The 18,811-nt window shown below is 44.0% G+C and carries 14 protein-coding genes; 3 read left to right on the top strand and 11 right to left on the bottom strand.

What is annotated here, in order from left to right:
* Nucleotide 1 precedes the first annotated feature (1 nt).
* Nucleotides 2–1,921 carry a peptide-N-glycosidase F-related protein gene (locus OLM34_RS05615; protein WP_264405786.1) on the bottom strand — a complete coding sequence of 640 codons (1,920 nt, stop codon included), beginning with the start codon at nucleotides 1,919–1,921 and terminating at the stop codon, nucleotides 2–4.
* Nucleotides 1,922–2,136: 215 nt separating this feature from the next.
* On the opposite strand from OLM34_RS05615, the gene rlmN reads away from it, so the two are divergent.
* The 3 genes from rlmN to pdxA all read left to right on the top strand — a co-directional run bounded on the left by rlmN (nucleotide 2,137) and on the right by pdxA (nucleotide 5,487).
* Nucleotides 2,137–3,183, top strand: a complete 1,047-nt coding sequence (rlmN, locus tag OLM34_RS05610) for a dual-specificity RNA methyltransferase RlmN (protein WP_264405785.1) — start codon at nucleotides 2,137–2,139, stop codon at nucleotides 3,181–3,183.
* Nucleotides 3,184–3,331: 148 nt separating this feature from the next.
* The gene (locus OLM34_RS05605; protein WP_264405784.1) at nucleotides 3,332–4,339 is read left to right on the top strand and encodes a DUF4837 family protein; all 1,008 of its coding nucleotides are present in this window, start codon (nucleotides 3,332–3,334) and stop codon (nucleotides 4,337–4,339) included.
* 44 nt (nucleotides 4,340–4,383) lie between these two features.
* On the top strand, nucleotides 4,384–5,487 hold the full coding sequence (gene pdxA / locus OLM34_RS05600) for a 4-hydroxythreonine-4-phosphate dehydrogenase PdxA (protein ID WP_264405783.1): 1,104 nt from the start codon (nucleotides 4,384–4,386) through the stop codon (nucleotides 5,485–5,487).
* Between the two features lie 137 nt (nucleotides 5,488–5,624).
* Here the strand turns inward: pdxA and ilvC are convergent, their stop codons facing one another.
* The 10 genes from ilvC to nqrF all read right to left on the bottom strand — a co-directional run bounded on the left by ilvC (nucleotide 5,625) and on the right by nqrF (nucleotide 18,793).
* The gene (ilvC, locus tag OLM34_RS05595; RefSeq protein WP_264405782.1) at nucleotides 5,625–6,671 is read right to left on the bottom strand and encodes a ketol-acid reductoisomerase; all 1,047 of its coding nucleotides are present in this window, start codon (nucleotides 6,669–6,671) and stop codon (nucleotides 5,625–5,627) included.
* A gap of 18 nt (nucleotides 6,672–6,689) precedes the next feature.
* Nucleotides 6,690–7,256 (bottom strand): acetolactate synthase small subunit, encoded by a 567-nt coding sequence (gene ilvN, locus OLM34_RS05590; RefSeq protein WP_264405813.1) that lies wholly within the window; start codon nucleotides 7,254–7,256, stop codon nucleotides 6,690–6,692.
* 31 nt (nucleotides 7,257–7,287) lie between these two features.
* Nucleotides 7,288–9,015: a biosynthetic-type acetolactate synthase large subunit gene (ilvB, locus tag OLM34_RS05585; RefSeq protein ID WP_264405781.1), complete on the bottom strand. Its 1,728-nt coding sequence runs from the start codon at nucleotides 9,013–9,015 to the stop codon at nucleotides 7,288–7,290.
* Between the two features lie 25 nt (nucleotides 9,016–9,040).
* The gene (ilvD, locus tag OLM34_RS05580; protein ID WP_264405780.1) at nucleotides 9,041–10,912 is read right to left on the bottom strand and encodes a dihydroxy-acid dehydratase; all 1,872 of its coding nucleotides are present in this window, start codon (nucleotides 10,910–10,912) and stop codon (nucleotides 9,041–9,043) included.
* Nucleotides 10,913–10,970: 58 nt separating this feature from the next.
* Entirely contained in the window at nucleotides 10,971–12,041 is a 1,071-nt protein-coding gene (leuB, locus tag OLM34_RS05575; RefSeq protein ID WP_264405779.1) for a 3-isopropylmalate dehydrogenase, read from the bottom strand.
* A 60-nt stretch (nucleotides 12,042–12,101) separates the two neighbouring features.
* Nucleotides 12,102–13,658, bottom strand: coding sequence for an alpha-isopropylmalate synthase regulatory domain-containing protein (locus OLM34_RS05570; protein WP_264405778.1), 1,557 nt, complete (start codon nucleotides 13,656–13,658; stop codon nucleotides 12,102–12,104).
* A 24-nt stretch (nucleotides 13,659–13,682) separates the two neighbouring features.
* A complete protein-coding gene (leuD, locus tag OLM34_RS05565) occupies nucleotides 13,683–14,279 on the bottom strand; it encodes a 3-isopropylmalate dehydratase small subunit (protein ID WP_264405777.1) in 597 nt (198 codons plus the stop codon).
* A gap of 23 nt (nucleotides 14,280–14,302) precedes the next feature.
* Nucleotides 14,303–15,691 (bottom strand): 3-isopropylmalate dehydratase large subunit, encoded by a 1,389-nt coding sequence (gene leuC, locus OLM34_RS05560; protein WP_264405776.1) that lies wholly within the window; start codon nucleotides 15,689–15,691, stop codon nucleotides 14,303–14,305.
* Nucleotides 15,692–15,696: 5 nt separating this feature from the next.
* Entirely contained in the window at nucleotides 15,697–17,187 is a 1,491-nt protein-coding gene (locus OLM34_RS05555; protein WP_264405775.1) for a 2-isopropylmalate synthase, read from the bottom strand.
* Between the two features lie 328 nt (nucleotides 17,188–17,515).
* Complete coding sequence (gene nqrF / locus OLM34_RS05550; RefSeq protein WP_413777196.1) at nucleotides 17,516–18,793, bottom strand: NADH:ubiquinone reductase (Na(+)-transporting) subunit F; 1,278 nt, start codon at nucleotides 18,791–18,793, stop codon at nucleotides 17,516–17,518.
* Between the last annotated feature and the right edge of the window lie 18 nt (nucleotides 18,794–18,811).

Below are 18,811 nucleotides of genomic sequence, written 5' to 3'. Positions count from 1 at the left end.
ATTAATCGTGATTGATTCGGTCTTTGTGAACCAATACGTTGTCGACATAGATTTCTACAATATACCTCCCTTTTGGCAAATAACCGATATTGTATTCGAATGTGCCCGATTTAAAGTTGGTATATTCGTGTATTTCAACCGGAACTTCATCTACGGTAAATTGCACGCGCAGTTTTTGGGGATTCTTGAGAAAGGCATCCAATTCCAATTTGTCTCTTGTGCGTCGCGGATAAATGAAAAAGGCGTTTTGTGAAACGGTGGAATCCAATTGTGCTTCAGGAGTGGCTTTAAATGCCAGGAATTGCCCGTTTCCGCAATCGCTGATGAAGTGATGCAAAATATTCCCTTCGGTATCGAGGAAACGCAAATAACCGTATCCTTGTTGAGGTTCAGCCCAGAATTCGAGACCATCGCCTCCTTTGTCGGTCAATTCAAATTCGTACACTCCCGGTTCCAGATGTATGGTGTCGGTATAGAGCATGTCGGGCTTGCATTGTTGCGGATTTCGTCGATAAACCGTATCCTGCTTTTCGTTGATGATGAAGAGAAGGTTTTCTTTGGGTTTTTTGTTGGTTTTGTAAGCTACGACGAAATCCAACGGAAGCGTTTTGAGCGATTTGAATGTAGAACGCATTACGTTATCGGAAATCCATTGGTCTTTTTTACCGTTGGGTTTTACCAATTCGACTTCAAAGACATTTTTTCCTTCGTCGAATTCGATGGGACCGGGAAGAACAAGGGTGGTTTCTTCGTAAAAGTCCAGATGGCCTGTCCACTTGTACGATTTGCTTTTAAATCCTTTGGTACCGTATTTGATTTCGACTTCTTTCAGCGGCTCGCTTCCTACGTTTCTGAATCGGATTACCGGCCGGAAGACGGAAGGATTGTACCTGCCATAGAGTTGTTTGGATGTTGGGGCTTCGATTTCTTCCATTGCCACATCGAAACGGCGATTGGGTTGTTTGTATTGAATAAGATAGGCGGTTATGGCTTCTTTCCCGTCAACTTCTCCTATGGAATCCACATAAGGCATCATATCGATATCGATAAGGCTTTCTTTCGAAGAGGCTTTCACATCATAGCAATCGGGGTTTTGCAGATCTCCCGGACACCAATGGCCGCGGTCGTAGACCCAAGTTCCACCCTGTGGATAGAGCGGATTGCTTCCGCAATCTTTCCAAAGATCGGTTCGATCGATAACTTTGCCGTTGAAAATCACTTCGCGCCACCGATTGCAAAATTCGCTGCATCCGTCCGGTGGACCAAAGCCGTGTCCCGTGTGCTGAATTCGGATGCGTCCGAAAGCGGCATCGTCGGCAAAAGTTATGCGGACGGGCTTAAGGTAATTTTCAATCGGATCGTTTTTATCCCCATAAGGAAATTGACCTTTGTAAAGTTCGGTGACAGAGAGGGGATCCGCAACGGGCGGTCCGGTTTGTATTTCGAAATTGACGGTAAGTGCCCAACCCAGTTTGTCGGGCTCGTATCCGGAATGGACGTATTCAACTTCCACACTGTCGCGTAGCAACGATGCAAAGTCGGTGACATCTACCTCCCACGTAAAACTCCAGTCGTCGGTAAAACTGCTTCCGTAGGGTGTGATTAAGCGGCCCAGTTCAATGTCGCGGTTTTTGCCTGATTTACCGCCGGTGCGACGTAGATAAATAAAATCCAGGTAGTCCCAGTGGGCAATGGCAGCAGAATCGGGGTGCCCGAGTGTGACCTGCATTTTGATTTTTCGAATATCTTCCGTGGGTCCCGGGAAAATACCCCACCCGAAGAATGATTTTTTCCCTTCTTTCATGTCGGTGTTGATGAATACCCGTTTGTGGGTAGTGACATTTAAGGTGTTTTGGGCAAAAATTTTACCTACAAAAAGAGTCAATACCGGGATTACGAATAATAAAGCTGATTTTTTCATTAATAAATTGATTTTAGCTTATTTTGAACACAACAAACTAAGGGTTGTTTGCGGCATGACTTAAAAAACGTTCGGTTTTTTCAAAAGATACGCAACCCTAATTTTGTGCAAACTTAAAGAATTTTTTTCTTTTCTCTGCCAATTTATCATTTATTCTCGAGGTATTCGGCTTATTTCGCAAATCATGATTATCTTTGTTTTCTAAAAAGGAAATTATGGAGGAAAAACAATATCTTCTCGGTATGACGCTTGCCGAAATAAAAGAAGCGGTGAAGGAGCTTGGTCTGCCTAAATTCACGGCATTGCAGATCGCCGACTGGGTGTACGTGAAGCGAGTGACAAGCATAGATGAGATGAGCAATATTTCGCTGAAAAACCGGGATATATTGAACAGCCGGTTCGATATCGGCAGGGTAAATCCGCTAGAAGTGCAAACTTCAACGGATGGCACAAAGAAAATGCTGTTTGCAACTCACCATAATAACAAATTTATCGAGTCGGTTACGATTCCGGAATCCGATCGGCTCACGCTTTGTGTTTCGTCTCAAATCGGGTGCAAGATGAATTGCGCATTTTGTCTGACGGGGAGAATGGGATTTAGTGGTAATCTTTCTACAAACGAGATACTTAATCAGGTATACGCTGTGCCGGATGCCGAGAATTTATCCAATATCGTTTTTATGGGGATGGGGGAACCATTGGATAACTACGATAATGTAATGAAAGCCATAGAAATACTGACGGCTGATTATGCTTTGGCGTGGAGTCCTAAACGCATCACGCTTTCCACTATCGGCATATTACCCAAGCTCAAACGTTTTCTTGATGAAAGCAGCTGTCATCTTGCCATTAGTCTTCATAGTCCGTTGTCGGCACAGCGGAAAATAATCATGCCGGCAGAGAAAACTTATCCGATTGAACAGATTATCGATTTGCTTCACAACTACGATTGGACGCATCAACGTCGCTTGTCGTTTGAATATATCATGTTTGCGGGTGTGAACGATTCGTCTGTATATGCGCGTCGGCTCGTCAAACTCCTTTCGGGGTTAAGTTGTCGGATCAACCTCATCCGTTTTCATGCTTTTCGAGAAACTTTATTGCAACCTTCCGATGAAGAAACAATGATAAAATTTCGCGATTTTCTCACCTCCAAGGGATTCATTTGCACCATTCGTGCTTCGCGTGGTGAAGATATTTTTGCAGCATGCGGCATGTTGTCAACCATGAAAAAGAACGGAGATAAGAAAATCATGTCGTAAGGATTACGATCCCGATATCTAAAATTTCATAAACAAATACAAAAACAAGAAGATCGGTCTCGAAATTCCTAAACAAAATTTGAAAATGTTTGTTTTAAAGTTAGTTCAAAATAAAAAAGAAAAGAAAATACCCTAAAAGGAAGATATTATGAAACATGTAGCTTTTTTTATTTCCATTGTTGCCCTATCGTCAGTACTTTTATCTTGCAAAAAGTCAAACCGTTTTTTAAGCGCTTCATCTATGGCTAATGAAGTGGTTGTAGTAATGGGAGACAGCGCGTGGGAAAAGGGCAAAGCAGGACGAGCCGTTTTTGATTTGTTGAATTCACCTGTTCCTGCATTACCTCAAACGGAGCCTTATTTTAAGATATTGCATGTATCGCCGCAGAATTTCTCTACTACTTTTAAAATGGCGAGGAACATTATCATCCCGGAAATTTCGAGTATTTATTCAACGCCCAAGGTTTCTTCCGAGATAGATAAATATGCTTACGGACAGGTGATTCTGACCATTAAAGCTCCCGATACCGTTTCGTTTGTCAATTATGTCAAGACAAATGGGCAAACCATTCTCGATTATTTGGTAACCAAAGAATTGGAGCGGACGGCCGAATGGCTCAAAGATGCCTCGGGAACCCCGCAGAAAAGCATAAGGGAAAAGTTCGGTATCAGCATTCATTATCCGCCGGGATTAACGCATGTGACTGAGGATAAGGATTTTTATTGGGCAACCAACGATGCAGCCAGAGGACGCCAGGATATCGTCATCTACCAATTCCCATACGTTACGGAAAAAGTATTTGAAAAGGATTCGTTGATTGCAATCAGAGACCGTGTATTGGGAGAACACATCAAAGGTTCTTTCGATGCACAAATGACGACTTCCAAACAATATGATCCGATCTATAGAAAAATGGAGGTTGACAGCATTTTCCGTGCCGAAATTCGCGGATTGTGGGAAATGACAACCGATATGATGGGCGGACCTTTTGTAGCACAGGCTTTTGTAAATCCGTATACCAATAAAGTGATTGTGGTAGATGTTTTTGTTTATGCGCCGGAAGGTAATAAGCGTAATTTACTGCGCACGTTGGAAGCATCGTTTTATACGATCAAAATTCTAAATCCAAACGAACAAAGTAAAGAAAAAAAATAAGCCTAAATACTAATTATTGATTTGAAATATAATTTGAATAGTACATGTCGGAAAGGATAAAAGTAGGGATTACCCACGGCGATTTGAATGGTGTGGGATATGAGATCATTTTAAAAGCATTTTCGGATAATCGATTGCAGGAAATTTTTACACCGGTTATTTACGGTTCGGCCAAAGCAGCCTCGTATTACAGAAAAGTACTTGATTATAAGCCCGTGCCTTTCAATTTTATCAATAAAGCAGAAGAGTGCAAGGATGGGGAAATCAACTTTGTTAATTGTGTGAAGGAAGAGGTAAAGATTGACATGGGGATGCCTACTGAAGCAGCCGGCGAGGCTGCTTTTTGTGCTCTCGATTGTGCCGTTAACGATTTGGCGGCAAAAAAGATTGATGTATTGGTTACTTTGCCCATTTGTAAGGATACCATTCAAAGTAAAAAATTTCATTTTCCCGGCCATACCGAATTTTTGCAAGATCGTTTTTCGAAAAACGGCAATGAAGCGCTGATGATTATGGCTTCCGATTTTTTGCGTATCGCACTTGTAACTACGCATATGCCACTTTCCGAGGTACCTAAAAATATCTCAAAAGAATTGATTAAGAAGAAGCTGAAAACATTGGATTATTCGTTGAAACGCGATTTTCGGATAGAAAATCCGCGAATTGCCGTATTAAGCCTGAATCCGCATGCCGGAGAAAACGGTCTGCTGGGTAATGAAGAGCAGGAAATCATTCTCCCGGCAATCGAGGAATCGCAGAAAGAGCACAATATCCTTTGTTCGGGCCCTTTTGCTGCCGATGGTTTTTTTGGTTCAGGACGTTATCGGGAGTTCGATGGTGTGTTGGCCATGTATCACGATCAGGGACTTATACCGTTTAAGACAATTGCGATGGAATCGGGTGTTAATTTCACGGCAGGGTTGCCCATTGTACGTACTTCGCCCGATCACGGAACAGCTTACGATATTGTGGGAAAAGATCAGGCATCAATCGATTCGTTTCTTCATGCGATTTATATGGCGATCGATATTTTCAACAACCGCAAATGGTACGATGAAGCACATGCAAACCCCTTAAACAAAATGTTTTTTGATCGTGGAAAAGACGACGAGAAATTGGATTTAACAAAGGAAGAAGAGCAGAATTAGGATTTTTCCCCTCATGGGAGTTTTTTTCATATTTTTGTTTTTAATTTGGTTCTAAACCAAAAAAGGAGGAAAGATTGTGATATCTTTCCTCCTTTAATTAATTTAATGGGATCTCTACTAATTGAATCGAAGCGATTTTAATTGTTTTCAGGTCTCAGTTTTCTTACTACCACACCTGTTTGCCACATTTCGCTTTCGCGAAGCGCTTTCAGTTCTTCTTCCAGTTTTTCGCGATAATCGGGTTGCGAGTTGGAATCGATAGAACGCTGTGCTTCATTTCCGCTGGCAACTTCGTTATACAATTTTTCGAAAACGGGTTTTACGGCATCATGGAAGGGGCCCATCCAATCCAACGCACCGCGTTGAGCAGTGGTAGAACAGTTGGCATACATCCAATCCATTCCCTTTTCGGCAACCAACGGCATGAGCGATTGGGTGAGTTCTTCAACGGTTTCGTTGAAAGCTTCGGAGGGGGTATGCCCGTGTTCGCGAAGAGTTTCGTACTGGGCTAGGAATAAGCCTTGGATTGCACCCATCAACGTACCCCGTTCGCCGGTGAGATCGGAATATACTTCGCGCTCGAATGTGGTTTCGAACAAATATCCCGAACCGATGCCGATACCCAAAGCAATGACTCTGTCGTATGCTTTACCGGTAGCATCTTGAAAGATGGCATAACTGGAATTGAGCCCTCTTCCTTCGAGGAACATTTTTCTCAAACTTGTTCCCGATCCTTTTGGAGCGACCAAAATAACATCTACATCGGGAGGAGGAATAATTCCTGTTCGGTCTTTATACGTGATCCCGAAACCATGTGAAAAATAGAGTGCTTTGCCCGGAGTAAGGTGCTTTTTTATTACAGGCCAAACTTCAATTTGAGCTGCGTCGGAAAGCAGATATTGAATGATTGTGCCTTTTTCCGCAGCTTCTTCGATTTCGAAGAGCGTTTTGCCCGGCACCCAGCCATCGGCTACGGCTTTGTCCCATGATTTACTGTTTTTCCGTTGTCCAACAATAACATTGAACCCGTTGTCGCGCAAATTGAGCGATTGTCCGGGCCCTTGCACGCCATAACCAATGACGGCGATTACTTCGTCTTTCAATACTTCCTTTGCTTTACTTAAAGGAAATTCGTCGCGGGTAACTACATTTTCTTCTACCCCGCCAAAATTCATTACTGCCATATTTTAAAATTTTAGGGTTTATGAGTTTTTACGTTTTATTTTTTCTTCTTTCTCTTTTAATTTTTCCAGCATGTCGCTCAATCGTTCAACACGCGATTTGGTGATAGCGATACGTCCGGAACGGACAAACTGGAGTACACCTATACGTTGCGCCAGTTCGTCGAAAAGTGCCTGTGTATCTTCGTAGTGTCCTGTTTTTTGAATGACAGTGGAATGTTCGTTTACGTCCAGGATAAGTGCATTGTGTTTGCGAACCAGATCTTCTACCTGGCTGGTTGCCAACAGTTTTTCTGTTTCGATTTTATACAAGGCAATTTCCTGATGAACCAAATCATCGTTCGTGTTATAATAAGCTTTCAGAATATCCACCCGTTTGTCGATTTGATTGACCAGTTTTTTCATGACCTCTTCAGTTTCGGCAAAAGTAGTGATGGTAAATTTATGAATACCTTTTATTGCCGAAGGTGATACGGAGAGCGTTTCGATATTCAATTGCCGACGAGTAAAAATGGTTGCAATTTGATTGAGGACACCCACTGTATTTTCCGAAAAAATGGTAATGGTATATAATGTTTTTTCTTGCATGATTGTATTCATTTAGAAATTAAATTTCTGATTAATTGCCTTTTCCGTTTTTTTCGCCTAACAGGATATTCGTAATATTTCCTCCTGCAGGAATCATGGGATATACCATTCCTTTGGTTTCAACCTTTACTTCCAGCAGATAAGGTCCTTTATGATTTAACATTTCTGAAATGGCATCATCCAGTTCCTCTCGTTGAGTTACCTTTCTGCCTTTTATGCCATATGCTTCGGCAATTTTAACAAAATCGGGATTTTTCATGTGGGTTTCGGAATATCGTTCATCATAGAACAATTCCTGCCACTGACGTACCATTCCCAAGTAGTTGTTGTTTAAAAGGATGATTTTCACATCGACGCCATATTCCATAATTGTGCCTAACTCCTGGATGGTCATCTGAAAACCGCCATCGCCAACAAAAACGCATACCGTCCTGTCAGGAGCGCCGTATTTTGCACCAATGGCAGCCGGCAACCCGAATCCCATAGTACCCAACCCTCCTGATGTAACCAGGCTGCGTGATTGTGAAAATTTGAAATAGCGCGCTCCCATCATCTGATTTTGCCCTACGTCGGTAACGCAAATGGCGTCATTGCCGGTTGCTTCGCTCACTTTGTTGATGACTTCGCCCATTTTTATTTCTCCCGAAGTGGGGTACAGTTCATCTTTGATTACTTTTTCGTATTCTCTTTCTTCGTGAGGCTTAAACTCTGCCAGCCAGTCTTTATGGCTGTTCTCTTTCAGCAATCGGGTAACTTGCGGTAGCGTTTCTTTAACATCTCCGATGACTTTTACGTCGACTTTGATGTTTTTGTCGATTTCGGCCGGGTCAATATCGAAATGAATGATTTTGGCTTGTTTGGCGTATGTATTGGGGTTACCGGTTACGCGATCATCAAAGCGCATGCCAATGGCAATGAGAACGTCGCATTCGTTGGTTTTCATATTAGGACCGATGTTTCCGTGCATGCCGAGCATGCCGCAGTTAAGCGGATGAGAAGAGGGCATGGCAGAAAGCCCGAGTACAGTCGAGGCAAAGGGAATATCGGCTTTCTCCAGAAATTCCTTTAATTCATTTTCTGCATTTCCTAAAATGACGCCGTGCCCCACCAAAGCAAAAGGTTTTTTCGCTTGATTGATGAGTTCTGCAGCTTTTTTGATACTTTCTTCGTCGATATCGGGTGTTGGCTGGTAGCTGCGGATAAAGGTAGTCTTCTGATACATGTAGGGTGTTTTGTTGTTTTGGGCGTCTTTGGCAATATCAAGCACTACGGGTCCCGGACGTCCACTTGCCGCGATATAAAAAGCCCGCGAAACTGCCCACGCAATATCTTCGGCACGACGAATTTGATAAGCCCATTTGGTGATGGGTTGCGTTATGCCGATTACATCGGCTTCCTGAAAGGCATCAGTGCCAAGCAGCGAAGAAGCCACCTGACCGGTGATCACTACCAGCGGAATGCTGTCCATCATGGCGTCGGTAATGCCGGTAATGGTATTTGTCGCCCCGGGTCCTGAGGTCACCAATACAACTCCCACTTTTTTGGAAACGCGAGCGTAACCTTCGGCTGCATGTACTGCGCCTTGTTCGTGACGAACCAGGATATGGTTGATTTCGTTTTTATGATCATACAACGCATCGAAAATAGGGATGGCGGCGCCGCCGGGATAGCCGAAAATGGTATCTACCCCTTCGTTTATAAGCGAACGAATCAGCGCTTCGCTTCCCGTTATAATCGGTATAGTTGGTTTTTCTTCCATATGACTTTTATTCGAATTACGGTTTTTATTCTTCTATTATTCTGATTGCGCCTTTATCGGCCGAGCTTACCAGCGAGGCATAGGCTTTCAACGTTTTTGATACTTTCCTGTCGCGTATCGGCTTAAAGGCTTCTTTTCCTTTGGCTTCTTCTGCTTTTCTTCGTTCTGACAACTCTTCATCGGTTATTTTCAGGTTGATGGTGCGGTTAGGAATATCGATTTCGATAACATCGCCGTTTTTTACCAGGCCGATGTTTCCTCCGGCTGCAGCTTCAGGCGAAATATGTCCGATAGATAACCCCGAGGTCCCTCCCGAAAATCGCCCATCGGTAATCAGCGCACATGCTTTTCCCAGATGTCTCGATTTGATATAGGAGGTAGGATACAGCATCTCCTGCATGCCGGGACCGCCTTTGGGTCCTTCATAGATGATCACCACAACGTCTCCTGCCTGAACCGTGCCGTTTAATATGCCCTCACTTGCCTCTTCTTGTGAGTGGAATACGTTTGCAGTCCCACTGAATTTCCAGATACTTTCGTCAACTCCGGCAGTTTTTACCACGCAGCCATCTTTCGCGATGTTGCCTTTCAGTACGGCTAAACCCCCGTCTTTGGTGTAAGCGTGAGCGATATCGCGGATGCAGCCTTCCGCTCTGTCGGTATCTAATGTTTCGAATCGGGCATTTTGTGACCCCATTGTCAAATTAAATCGGTTTGCAGGAGCAGAAGAATAAATATTGACGGCTTCAGGATCGGGATTTTCAACGGTGATGTCGTATTTTTTTATGGCTTCGGCCAACGTGTATCCATCGACTCGGTGTACGGAAGTGTTCACCAGGTTGCTTTTTGCAAGTTCATTCATGATTCCCAGAATACCGCCTGCACGATTGACATCTTGGATATGGTATTTTTTTGTATTGGGTGCCACTTTGCAAATACAGGGAATTTTGCGCGACAGAGCATCGATATCGTCAAGCGTGAAATTGGCTTGCGCTTCATTGGCAATGGCCAGCAGATGCAGGATAGTGTTGGTTGACCCACCCATCGCAATATCCAGCGTCATGGCATTCAGAAAAGCTTCGCGTGTGGCAATGTTGCGCGGTAAAACCCGTTCATCACCTTCGGAATAATAGCGCAGGGCATTTTCCACAATTTGTTTAGCTGCCTTCTTAAACAAAGCGATGCGGTTGACGTGGGTTGCAACCACTGTTCCGTTGCCGGGTAATGCCAGGCCGATAGCTTCGTTGAGACAGTTCATGGAGTTTGCCGTAAACATTCCCGAGCAGGACCCGCAGGTAGGACATGCCAATTCTTCCAATTGGCGGATGCGCTCGTCGGAAACAGCGTCGTCTGCCGATTCAATCATGGCATCGATCAGGTCGACCTGTTCGTTGCCGATTTTACCGGCTTCCATTGGTCCTCCCGACACGAAAACGGCCGGAATGTTCAACCGCATAGCTGCCATGAGCATTCCCGGCGTTATTTTGTCGCAGTTGCTGATGCAAATCATGGCATCGGCTTTATGGGCATTGACCATGTATTCCACCGAATCGGCGATAAGATCGCGCGAAGGAAGTGAGTAGAGCATACCATCGTGCCCCATCGCAATACCGTCGTCAATGGCGATGGTGTTGAATTCGGCTGCAAAACAACCTTGTTTTTCGATTTCTTGTTTGACGAGTTGTCCGATTTCGTGTAGATGCACATGACCCGGTACAAACTGTGTAAAGGAGTTGACAATGGCGATAATGGGTTTGCCCATCTGTTCCGGCTTCATGCCGTTGGCACGCCATAGGGCACGGGCGCCGGCCATCCGTCGGCCCGAAGTGCTGGTAAAACTTCTCAACGGTATTTTATAGTCCTCGAAGGGATGATTTTTATGCTCTTTTTTGTCCATATTCGTATATTCGTTTACGTTTTCCCATTGTAAGGAAAACAAAAGGGAAGAATCGATTTTATTTGTTGTTGATATAGTTCACAATCCAAGCGCCTACTTCAGATAGTTTGTAAGCTTTGCCCCCTTCCGCAATATCTTCGGTAACTACGCCGGCTTCCAGGCTTGCATTTACGGCTTCGCGGATCAATGCACCTTCCTCCATCAGGTTGAATCCATATTCGAACATGAGTGCCGCCGAGAGAATCATGGCCAGCGGATTGGCAATGTCTTTTCCTGCAGCTTGAGGATAGGAACCGTGGATAGGTTCGAAAAGCGAAGTGTGCAACCCGATGGATGCCGAGGGTAATAATCCGAGAGAACCGGTAATGACCGATGCCTCATCGGTAAGGATGTCGCCGAACAGATTTTCCGTTACCAATACATCAAAACTCTTCGGCCATTGAATGATGCGCATGGCGGCGTTATCTACGAAAAGATAATCGGTTTGAATATCGGGATATTGTGGAGCAATTTCCTGTGCTATTTGTCGCCAGAGTCGCGAAGTGGCAAGCACGTTGGCTTTGTCGACCACCGTAACTTTTTTCTTTCGTTGCCCTGCAAATTTATAGGCCAGATGGAGAATACGTTCAATTTCTTCACGAGTGTAAATGCAGGTATCATAGGCCGTATTGCCGTCTTCGCTTCGTCCTTGAGGCTTACCGAAATACAGCCCTCCGGTGAGTTCGCGGATGCACATGAAATCGGCATCTTCGACGAGTTCCGAACGAAGGGGCGATTTATGAATCAGTGACGGGAAGGTAGTTACCGGGCGGATATTGGCATAGAGTCCCAATTGTTTTCGCATTCGCAGCAGTCCCTGTTCGGGCCGAACTTTTGCATTGGGGTCGTTATCGTATTTGGGAGAACCGATAGCACCGAAGAGTACGGCATCGGATTCCATGCAGAGCTGATGTGTTTCGGCAGGGTAGGGGTCACCCGTTTGATCAATGGCACAAGCGCCAACAATTCCTGTTTTATACGATAATTCATGACCAAATTTGTTACAAATTGCTTGGGTAACTGCCACTGCCTGATTCATGATTTCAGGACCTATTCCGTCGCCGGGCAATACAGCTATGTTCAGTTTCATTTGTTTTATTTTTTTTTGATTCGTATGTATTTCTTTTCCTCAATAATTTTCGTAAGATGTTTACGGCAATTGCATATAATTGAATGTTGGGATGGTTTTATTTTCGATCATATTCAGCATTTTCATTGTTGCTTTAATGGCAGCTGCGGTTTGATCGACATCCAACCCCCTTGTTTTGAATGTCTTCCCTTCAAATCGCCAGGTGATGATGGTTTGCACGTAAGCATTGGTTTTCCCTCCGGGAGGTATCACTACCATATAATCGAGCAATTCGGGTATAGGCTTGTTTAAACTCCGGTAGATTTTGTACATCGCTTTTGAAAAAGCATGATACTGTCCGTCGCCTGCTGCGGTTTGTTCATACACCTCTCCCTTTATCGCTATCTTTACGGTTGCCGTCGGACGAAGTCCGTTGGTCAACGTAAGCGAATAATTCAGCAGTTGAATGACTTGGTTTTCCGTTCCGTTCTTCAGAATATCGGAGATGATGTAGGGAAGCTCGTCGGGGGTGACAATTTCTTTTTTATCTCCCAATTCGATGATGCGGGCTGTCACCTTTTTGGTCGTTTCTTCGTCCAAATCGATTCCTAATGCTTCGAGATTTTTCATTATATTGGCTTTCCCCGAAGTTTTTCCGAGTGCATATTCACGAGAACGGCCAAATCGTTCGGGCAGGAGATCATTAAAATAGAGGTTATTCTTTTTGTCACCGTCGGCATGAACACCGGCAACCTGAGTAAAGACGTTGTCGCCGATCACCGGTTTATTCGCCGGTATGCGGATGCCGGAATAACTTTCCACAATTTTGCTTACATGATAAATACTTTTTTCCCTAACATTGGTTTTCATTTTCAAATGGTCTTCGATAACAGCTATCACACTCGACAAGGGTGCATTACCTGCTCTTTCTCCCAAACCGTTTACCGTGACATGAACTCCTTTAACGCCGGCTTTCACTGCTTCAAAAACGTTGGCAACAGCCAAGTCGTAATCGTTATGTGCATGAAAATCGAAATGTACATCGGGATAACGACGGATCATTCGGGTGCAAAAATCGGCTGTTTCATCAGGCGTAAGAATACCTAATGTATCGGGGAGCATAAAGCGACGAATGGGCAAATCTTTTAAGTTGTCCATTATCAGGTAAACATACTCTTCGGAATGGCGCATGCCGTTTGACCAATCCTCGAGATACAGATTCACGTCCACCCCTTTCCGTTGGGCATAGGAAATAACCTGCTTAATATCTTCCAGATGTTCTTCAGGCGTTTTCCTCAGTTGTTCGCGGCAGTGTCTGAGTGAGCCCTTACAAAGCAGATTCATTACTCTACAGCCGGTATTGATGATCCAATCGACAGAGGCTGTGCCATCGATAAATCCCAATACTTCAATTTTGTCGAGATAACCGCGATTTTTTGCCCATTGCGCCACTTTCCGAATCGACTTGAATTCTCCTTCCGAAACCCGTGCGGATGCTACTTCAATGCGGTCAACTTTAAGTTCTTCGAGCAATAATCGGGCAATGCTGACTTTTTCCTGGCCGGCAAACGATACCCCCGATGTTTGTTCCCCATCACGCAGGGTAGTGTCCATTATTTCGATTTTTCGTTTTTCCATCGAATAAATTGAATCGGCAATGAATTAATAGTGAAAAATACGATTTTTTTCGTAAGCTTCGATCTTGTCTTTATTAGAAAGGAGAAAATCGATATCGTCCAGACCTTTCAGTAAACATTCTTTTTTGTACGCATTAATTTCGAACGATTCGGTTCTTCCGTTTTCGTTATTCGTAAGGATTTGTCCTTCCAGATTGACCGTGATCGTTGCTTTTGGATTTTTATTTACACATTCAAATAAATCGTTCAAAAAATCCTCGCTTACCACAATCGGCAATATGCCGTTATTTAGGGCGTTGTTTTTGAAGATATCGGCAAAAAAACTCGATACGATTACCCTGAATCCGTATCCTGCGAGTGCCCATGCGGCATGTTCACGACTGGAACCACTGCCGAAATTTTTCCCAGCAACCAATATTTGACCGCTATAGGTTGGATTGTTCAATACAAAATCGGGATTGGGATTGCCCGCTTTGTCGTATCGCCAATCGGCAAACAAATAGTTACCGAAACCTTCGCGGGTTGTTGCTTTTAAGAAACGTGCCGGAATAATTTGATCGGTATCCACATTCTCTATCGGAAGTGGAACATATGTTGATGTGAGTGTTTGAAATTTTTCCATTGTAAAATTCTTCTCGTTGATAATTAGTGGGTGGGATCGGTAATTCTTCCTGTTACGGCTGCTGCTGCTGCCACAAGCGGACTGGCCAGAATAGTGCGTGCTCCCGGCCCTTGGCGTCCTTCGAAATTTCGGTTCGATGTGGAAACCGCATATTTTCCCGCAGGTATTTTGTCGTCATTCATTGCCAAACAAGCCGAACACCCCGGTTGACGTAATTCGAAGCCGGCTTCTTTCAATATCTTATCCAGTCCTTCTGCTTCAATTTGTTTGCGAACCTGCCAGCTTCCGGGAACAAGCCATGCCGTAATGTTGTCGGCTTTCTTTTTCCCTTTCACATAGTTTGCAAACATACGGAAATCCTCGATACGTCCGTTGGTACAGCTTCCTAAAAATACATAATCTACCGCTTTACCTTCCAATTTTTCCCCGGGTTTGAACCCCATGTAGTTTAACGCTTTTTCAAACGAATTTATACTTGCTGCATCGTTGCCTTCGGGTGCGGGAATTGTTCCGTCGATAGGCATAGCCATACCCGGATTGGTGCCGTAGGTAATCATGGGTTTTATTTGTGAAGCATCGAAGACTACTTCTTTATCGAAAACGGCATCTTCATCGCTTTTCAGCGTTTTCCAATAGGCTACGGCTTCATCCCATTTTTCGCCTTGAGGTGCAAATTCACGTCCGTTGAGATAAGCAAAGGTAGTTTCGTCCGGTGCAACCATACCGCCGCGAGCTCCCATTTCGATGCTTAGGTTACACAACGTCATGCGTCCTTCCATAGAAAGGTTCTCTACGGCTTCACCGGCATATTCCACAAAATACCCCGTTGCTCCACCGGTAGTTAATTGCGAAATCATATACAATGCCATATCTTTGGCTGTGACACCTTCATTTAATTTTCCACGGAAAGTGATCCGCATGGTTTTGGGGCGGGTTTGGAGAATACATTGCGATGCCAGTACCATTTCCACTTCGCTGGTGCCGATGCCAAAGGCGATGGCGCCAAAAGCACCGTGGGTTGACGTATGACTGTCTCCGCAAACAATGGTCATTCCCGGCAGCGTGTAGCCGTTTTCGGGACCGATAACATGAACGATACCGTTCTTGGGGTTACCCAATCCGTAATAGGTGAGACCGAATTCCCGAGCATTGTTCGTTAATGTATCAACCTGAAAACGTGACACTTCATCTCGAATCGGTTTATCTTGATCCATCGTGGGAATATTGTGATCGGCCGTTAAAATGGTTTGTTTGGGACGAAAAACTTTCAACCCTCTTGAACGCAACCCGGCAAAAGCTTGAGGACTGGTTACTTCGTGACAATAATGACGGTCGATGTATAATTGTGTGGGACCGTCTTTTACTTCTGTTACGATATGCGCATCCCAGATTTTATCGAATAATGTTTTCATTTATTTTATTGGATTACAAATTTGTTTACTGCATCAATAAATGCTTCTACAGAAGCAGCCACAATGTCGGTGTTGGCAGCAAAACCGTAATATACCATTCCGTCGTGTTCAACCTGCATGTGTACTTTCCCGGTATCGTCGCTGCCACGACTTATAGCCTGAATCAGAAATTCCTTAATGGTTATTTTTCGACGGATAATATTTTTTACGGCTCGAATGGCTGCATCAACGGGTCCGTTGCCTGTGGCGGTGGCTTCAAAATGTTCACCCGCGATATTTAACCCGATACTGGCGACATCGCGTACGCCTATTCCGCATAGTACCTGCAGATAATCAATCTTTATGCGATGCAGCCTCGAGTCTTTTCCTACCAGCATCAGAATATCGTCGTCGGTGACAGTTTTCTTTTTATCGGCAAGCTCAAGGAATTTTTGATATACCTTATCGAGCTCTTCTGTTTCGATTTTAATACCCAGCATCGTCAGCCTGTTTTTCAATGCTGCCCGGCCACTACGTGCCGTCAATACAATGGAGTTGCTGTCGATACCTACATCCTGCGGATTAATGATTTCATAGGTTTCGACGTTTTTCAGTACACCATCCTGATGAATACCCGATGAATGAGCAAAAGCATTGCGACCCACAATTGCTTTGTTGGGTTGTATGGGCATGTTCATCAAATTAGATACTAAACGGCTGGTGGCATAAATCTTCTGTGTGTTGATGTTGGTATAAAAACCCCGTTCCGGGTGACTTTTAAGCGCCATAACCACTTCTTCGAGAGGGGTGTTTCCGGCTCTTTCACCAACACCGTTGATGGTTACTTCAATCTGACGGGCACCATTAATGATTCCTGAGATGGTATTTGCTGTTGCCATACCCAGATCCTGATGACAGTGAGTGGAGAGAATGGCATTTTTCATGTCCACGTGATCTATCAGGTATTTAATTTTAGCCCCATACTCATCAGGGAAACAATATCCTGTAGTATCGGGGATATTTACTACCGTAGCTCCGGCATCGATAACCGCTTGTACTACGCGCGCAAGATATTCGTTCTCTGTACGGCCTGCATCTTCAGCGTAAAATTCCACATCGTCCACAAAATTTCGTGCGTATTTTACGGCTTTGACCGCCCGTTCGAGAATTTCTTCCCTGTTGGAATTGAATTTGTATTTGATATGAGGATCCGAGGTGCCGATGCCGGTATGTATTCGTTTGCGCTTTGCATATTTCAGTGCCTCGGCTGCTACTTCGATATCTTTTTCGACAGCTCGGGTGAGTGCACATATTACAGGCCAGGTGACAGCCTTGGAAATTTCAACAACCGAGTTGAAATCTCCCGGACTCGACACCGGGAAACCGGCCTCTATGATATCTACTCCCAATTCTTCCAATGCTCGGGCTACTTCTATTTTTTCTATGGTGTTCAATTGACAGCCGGGAACTTGTTCCCCATCACGTAATGTGGTATCGAAAACATATATCCTTTCCATGTTGTATGTTGAGTTATCGTTGTTTATTTATAAGAAACAACCTTTCTCACCGAGTGAGAAAGGTTGTTCGTATTTTATTTCAATCGTATGAAGTATTCAAATACCTATCTCACCTCCCGGTAGTTGCCCACTAGAAGAATAGAAATGACTAGAATATGAATACTGCTATTGATCATACGTTGAAAATGAAATCACCCTTTTTTCGTTGTTTTCGGTTGCAAAGTAAAAGTAAAAAAATCAAACTACAAAATATTTTTCTGTTTTTGTTATGAAAAAACGATACTTTATTATTTCTCTACTTAAACAAGACAACAGAAGCAACGCGATTTTATGCACCAAAATCATCAAACATAAGCATTTCGGGTGGAACACCCAAATCGTCGAGCATGCGTTTTACGGCATTTGCCATCGGACCCGGTCCGCACATGTAATACTCAATTTCTTCGGGTTCTTCGTGAAATTTCAGGTACGTTTCGTAAATCACCTGATGAACGAATCCCGGTGTGTATTTTACCCCTGCTGCATCGGCTTCCGGATCGGGACGGTCGAGAGCCAAATGGAATGAGAAGTTAGGAAATTCTTTTTCCAATTCCCAAAAATCTTCCAAATAGAAAGCCTCGTTCAATGCTCTTGCTCCATAGAAATATGACATTTTGCGGTCGGTTGTGCGCAACGTTTTTGTCATGTGCATAATTTGAGAGCGCAGCGGTGCCATACCTGCACCTCCTCCAATCCACATCATTTCGCGTTTGCTGTTGTATATCGGATGGAATTCGCCATAAGGCCCCGACATTTTTACTTTATCTCCCGGTTTTAGTGTAAAGATATAGGATGAGGCAATACCCGGTTTCACATTCATCCATTTGCCCGTTGCTCTGTCAATGGGAGGTGTGGCTATACGGACGTTGAGCTTGATGATATCTCCTTCGGCAGGATAGTTAGCCATAGAGTAGGCACGAACGGTTTCTTCTTCGTTTTTTACCGAGAGGCTCCACATATTCATTCGGTCCCATTCGGGTTTATATTTTTCGTCGATAATCATATCCGAAAAACGAATGGTATCGTAAGCCGGTATTCTGATTTGACAGTACGATCCGGGTTCGAAATCCAATCGTTCGCCCTCCGGCAGCGTTACTACCAATTCCTTGATAAATGACGCTACATTTCGATTGGAAACTACTTCACACTCCCATTCTTTTATGCCGAATACCGATTCGGGAACGATGATGGATAAATTTTCTTTCACTTTCAACTGACAACTCAGTCTCCAATGTTCCATTTGTTCTTTGCGCGTGAAATGTCCTTTTTCCGTAGGAAGAATTTCGCCTCCGCCCTCTATCACGCGGCAACGGCATTGTCCGCATGTTCCGCTTCCGCCACATGCCGACGAAAGAAATATGTTTTGCGCTTGCAGTGCATTCAGCAGCGTAACGCCCATAGGTGCTGTTATTTTTTTACTGTTGTTAATCGTGATCTCCACGTTGCCCGACGGCATCAGCTTTGCTTTGGCATATAGTATAACTATTACGAGAATAAGAATAATCACAAGAAAGATCACCACACTCGTTATAATCGTTAATCCTCCCGCACTCAATAACACACTCATATTTATGTATTTAATTTA

Origin of the sequence: Anaerorudis cellulosivorans, from assembly GCF_025943985.1 — a bacterium.
Lineage (GTDB): Bacteria > Bacteroidota > Bacteroidia > Bacteroidales > Dysgonomonadaceae > Anaerorudis > Anaerorudis cellulosivorans.
The sequence above is the reverse complement of the archived record's forward strand: the minus strand, read 5'-3'. Positions and strand labels throughout refer to the sequence as shown.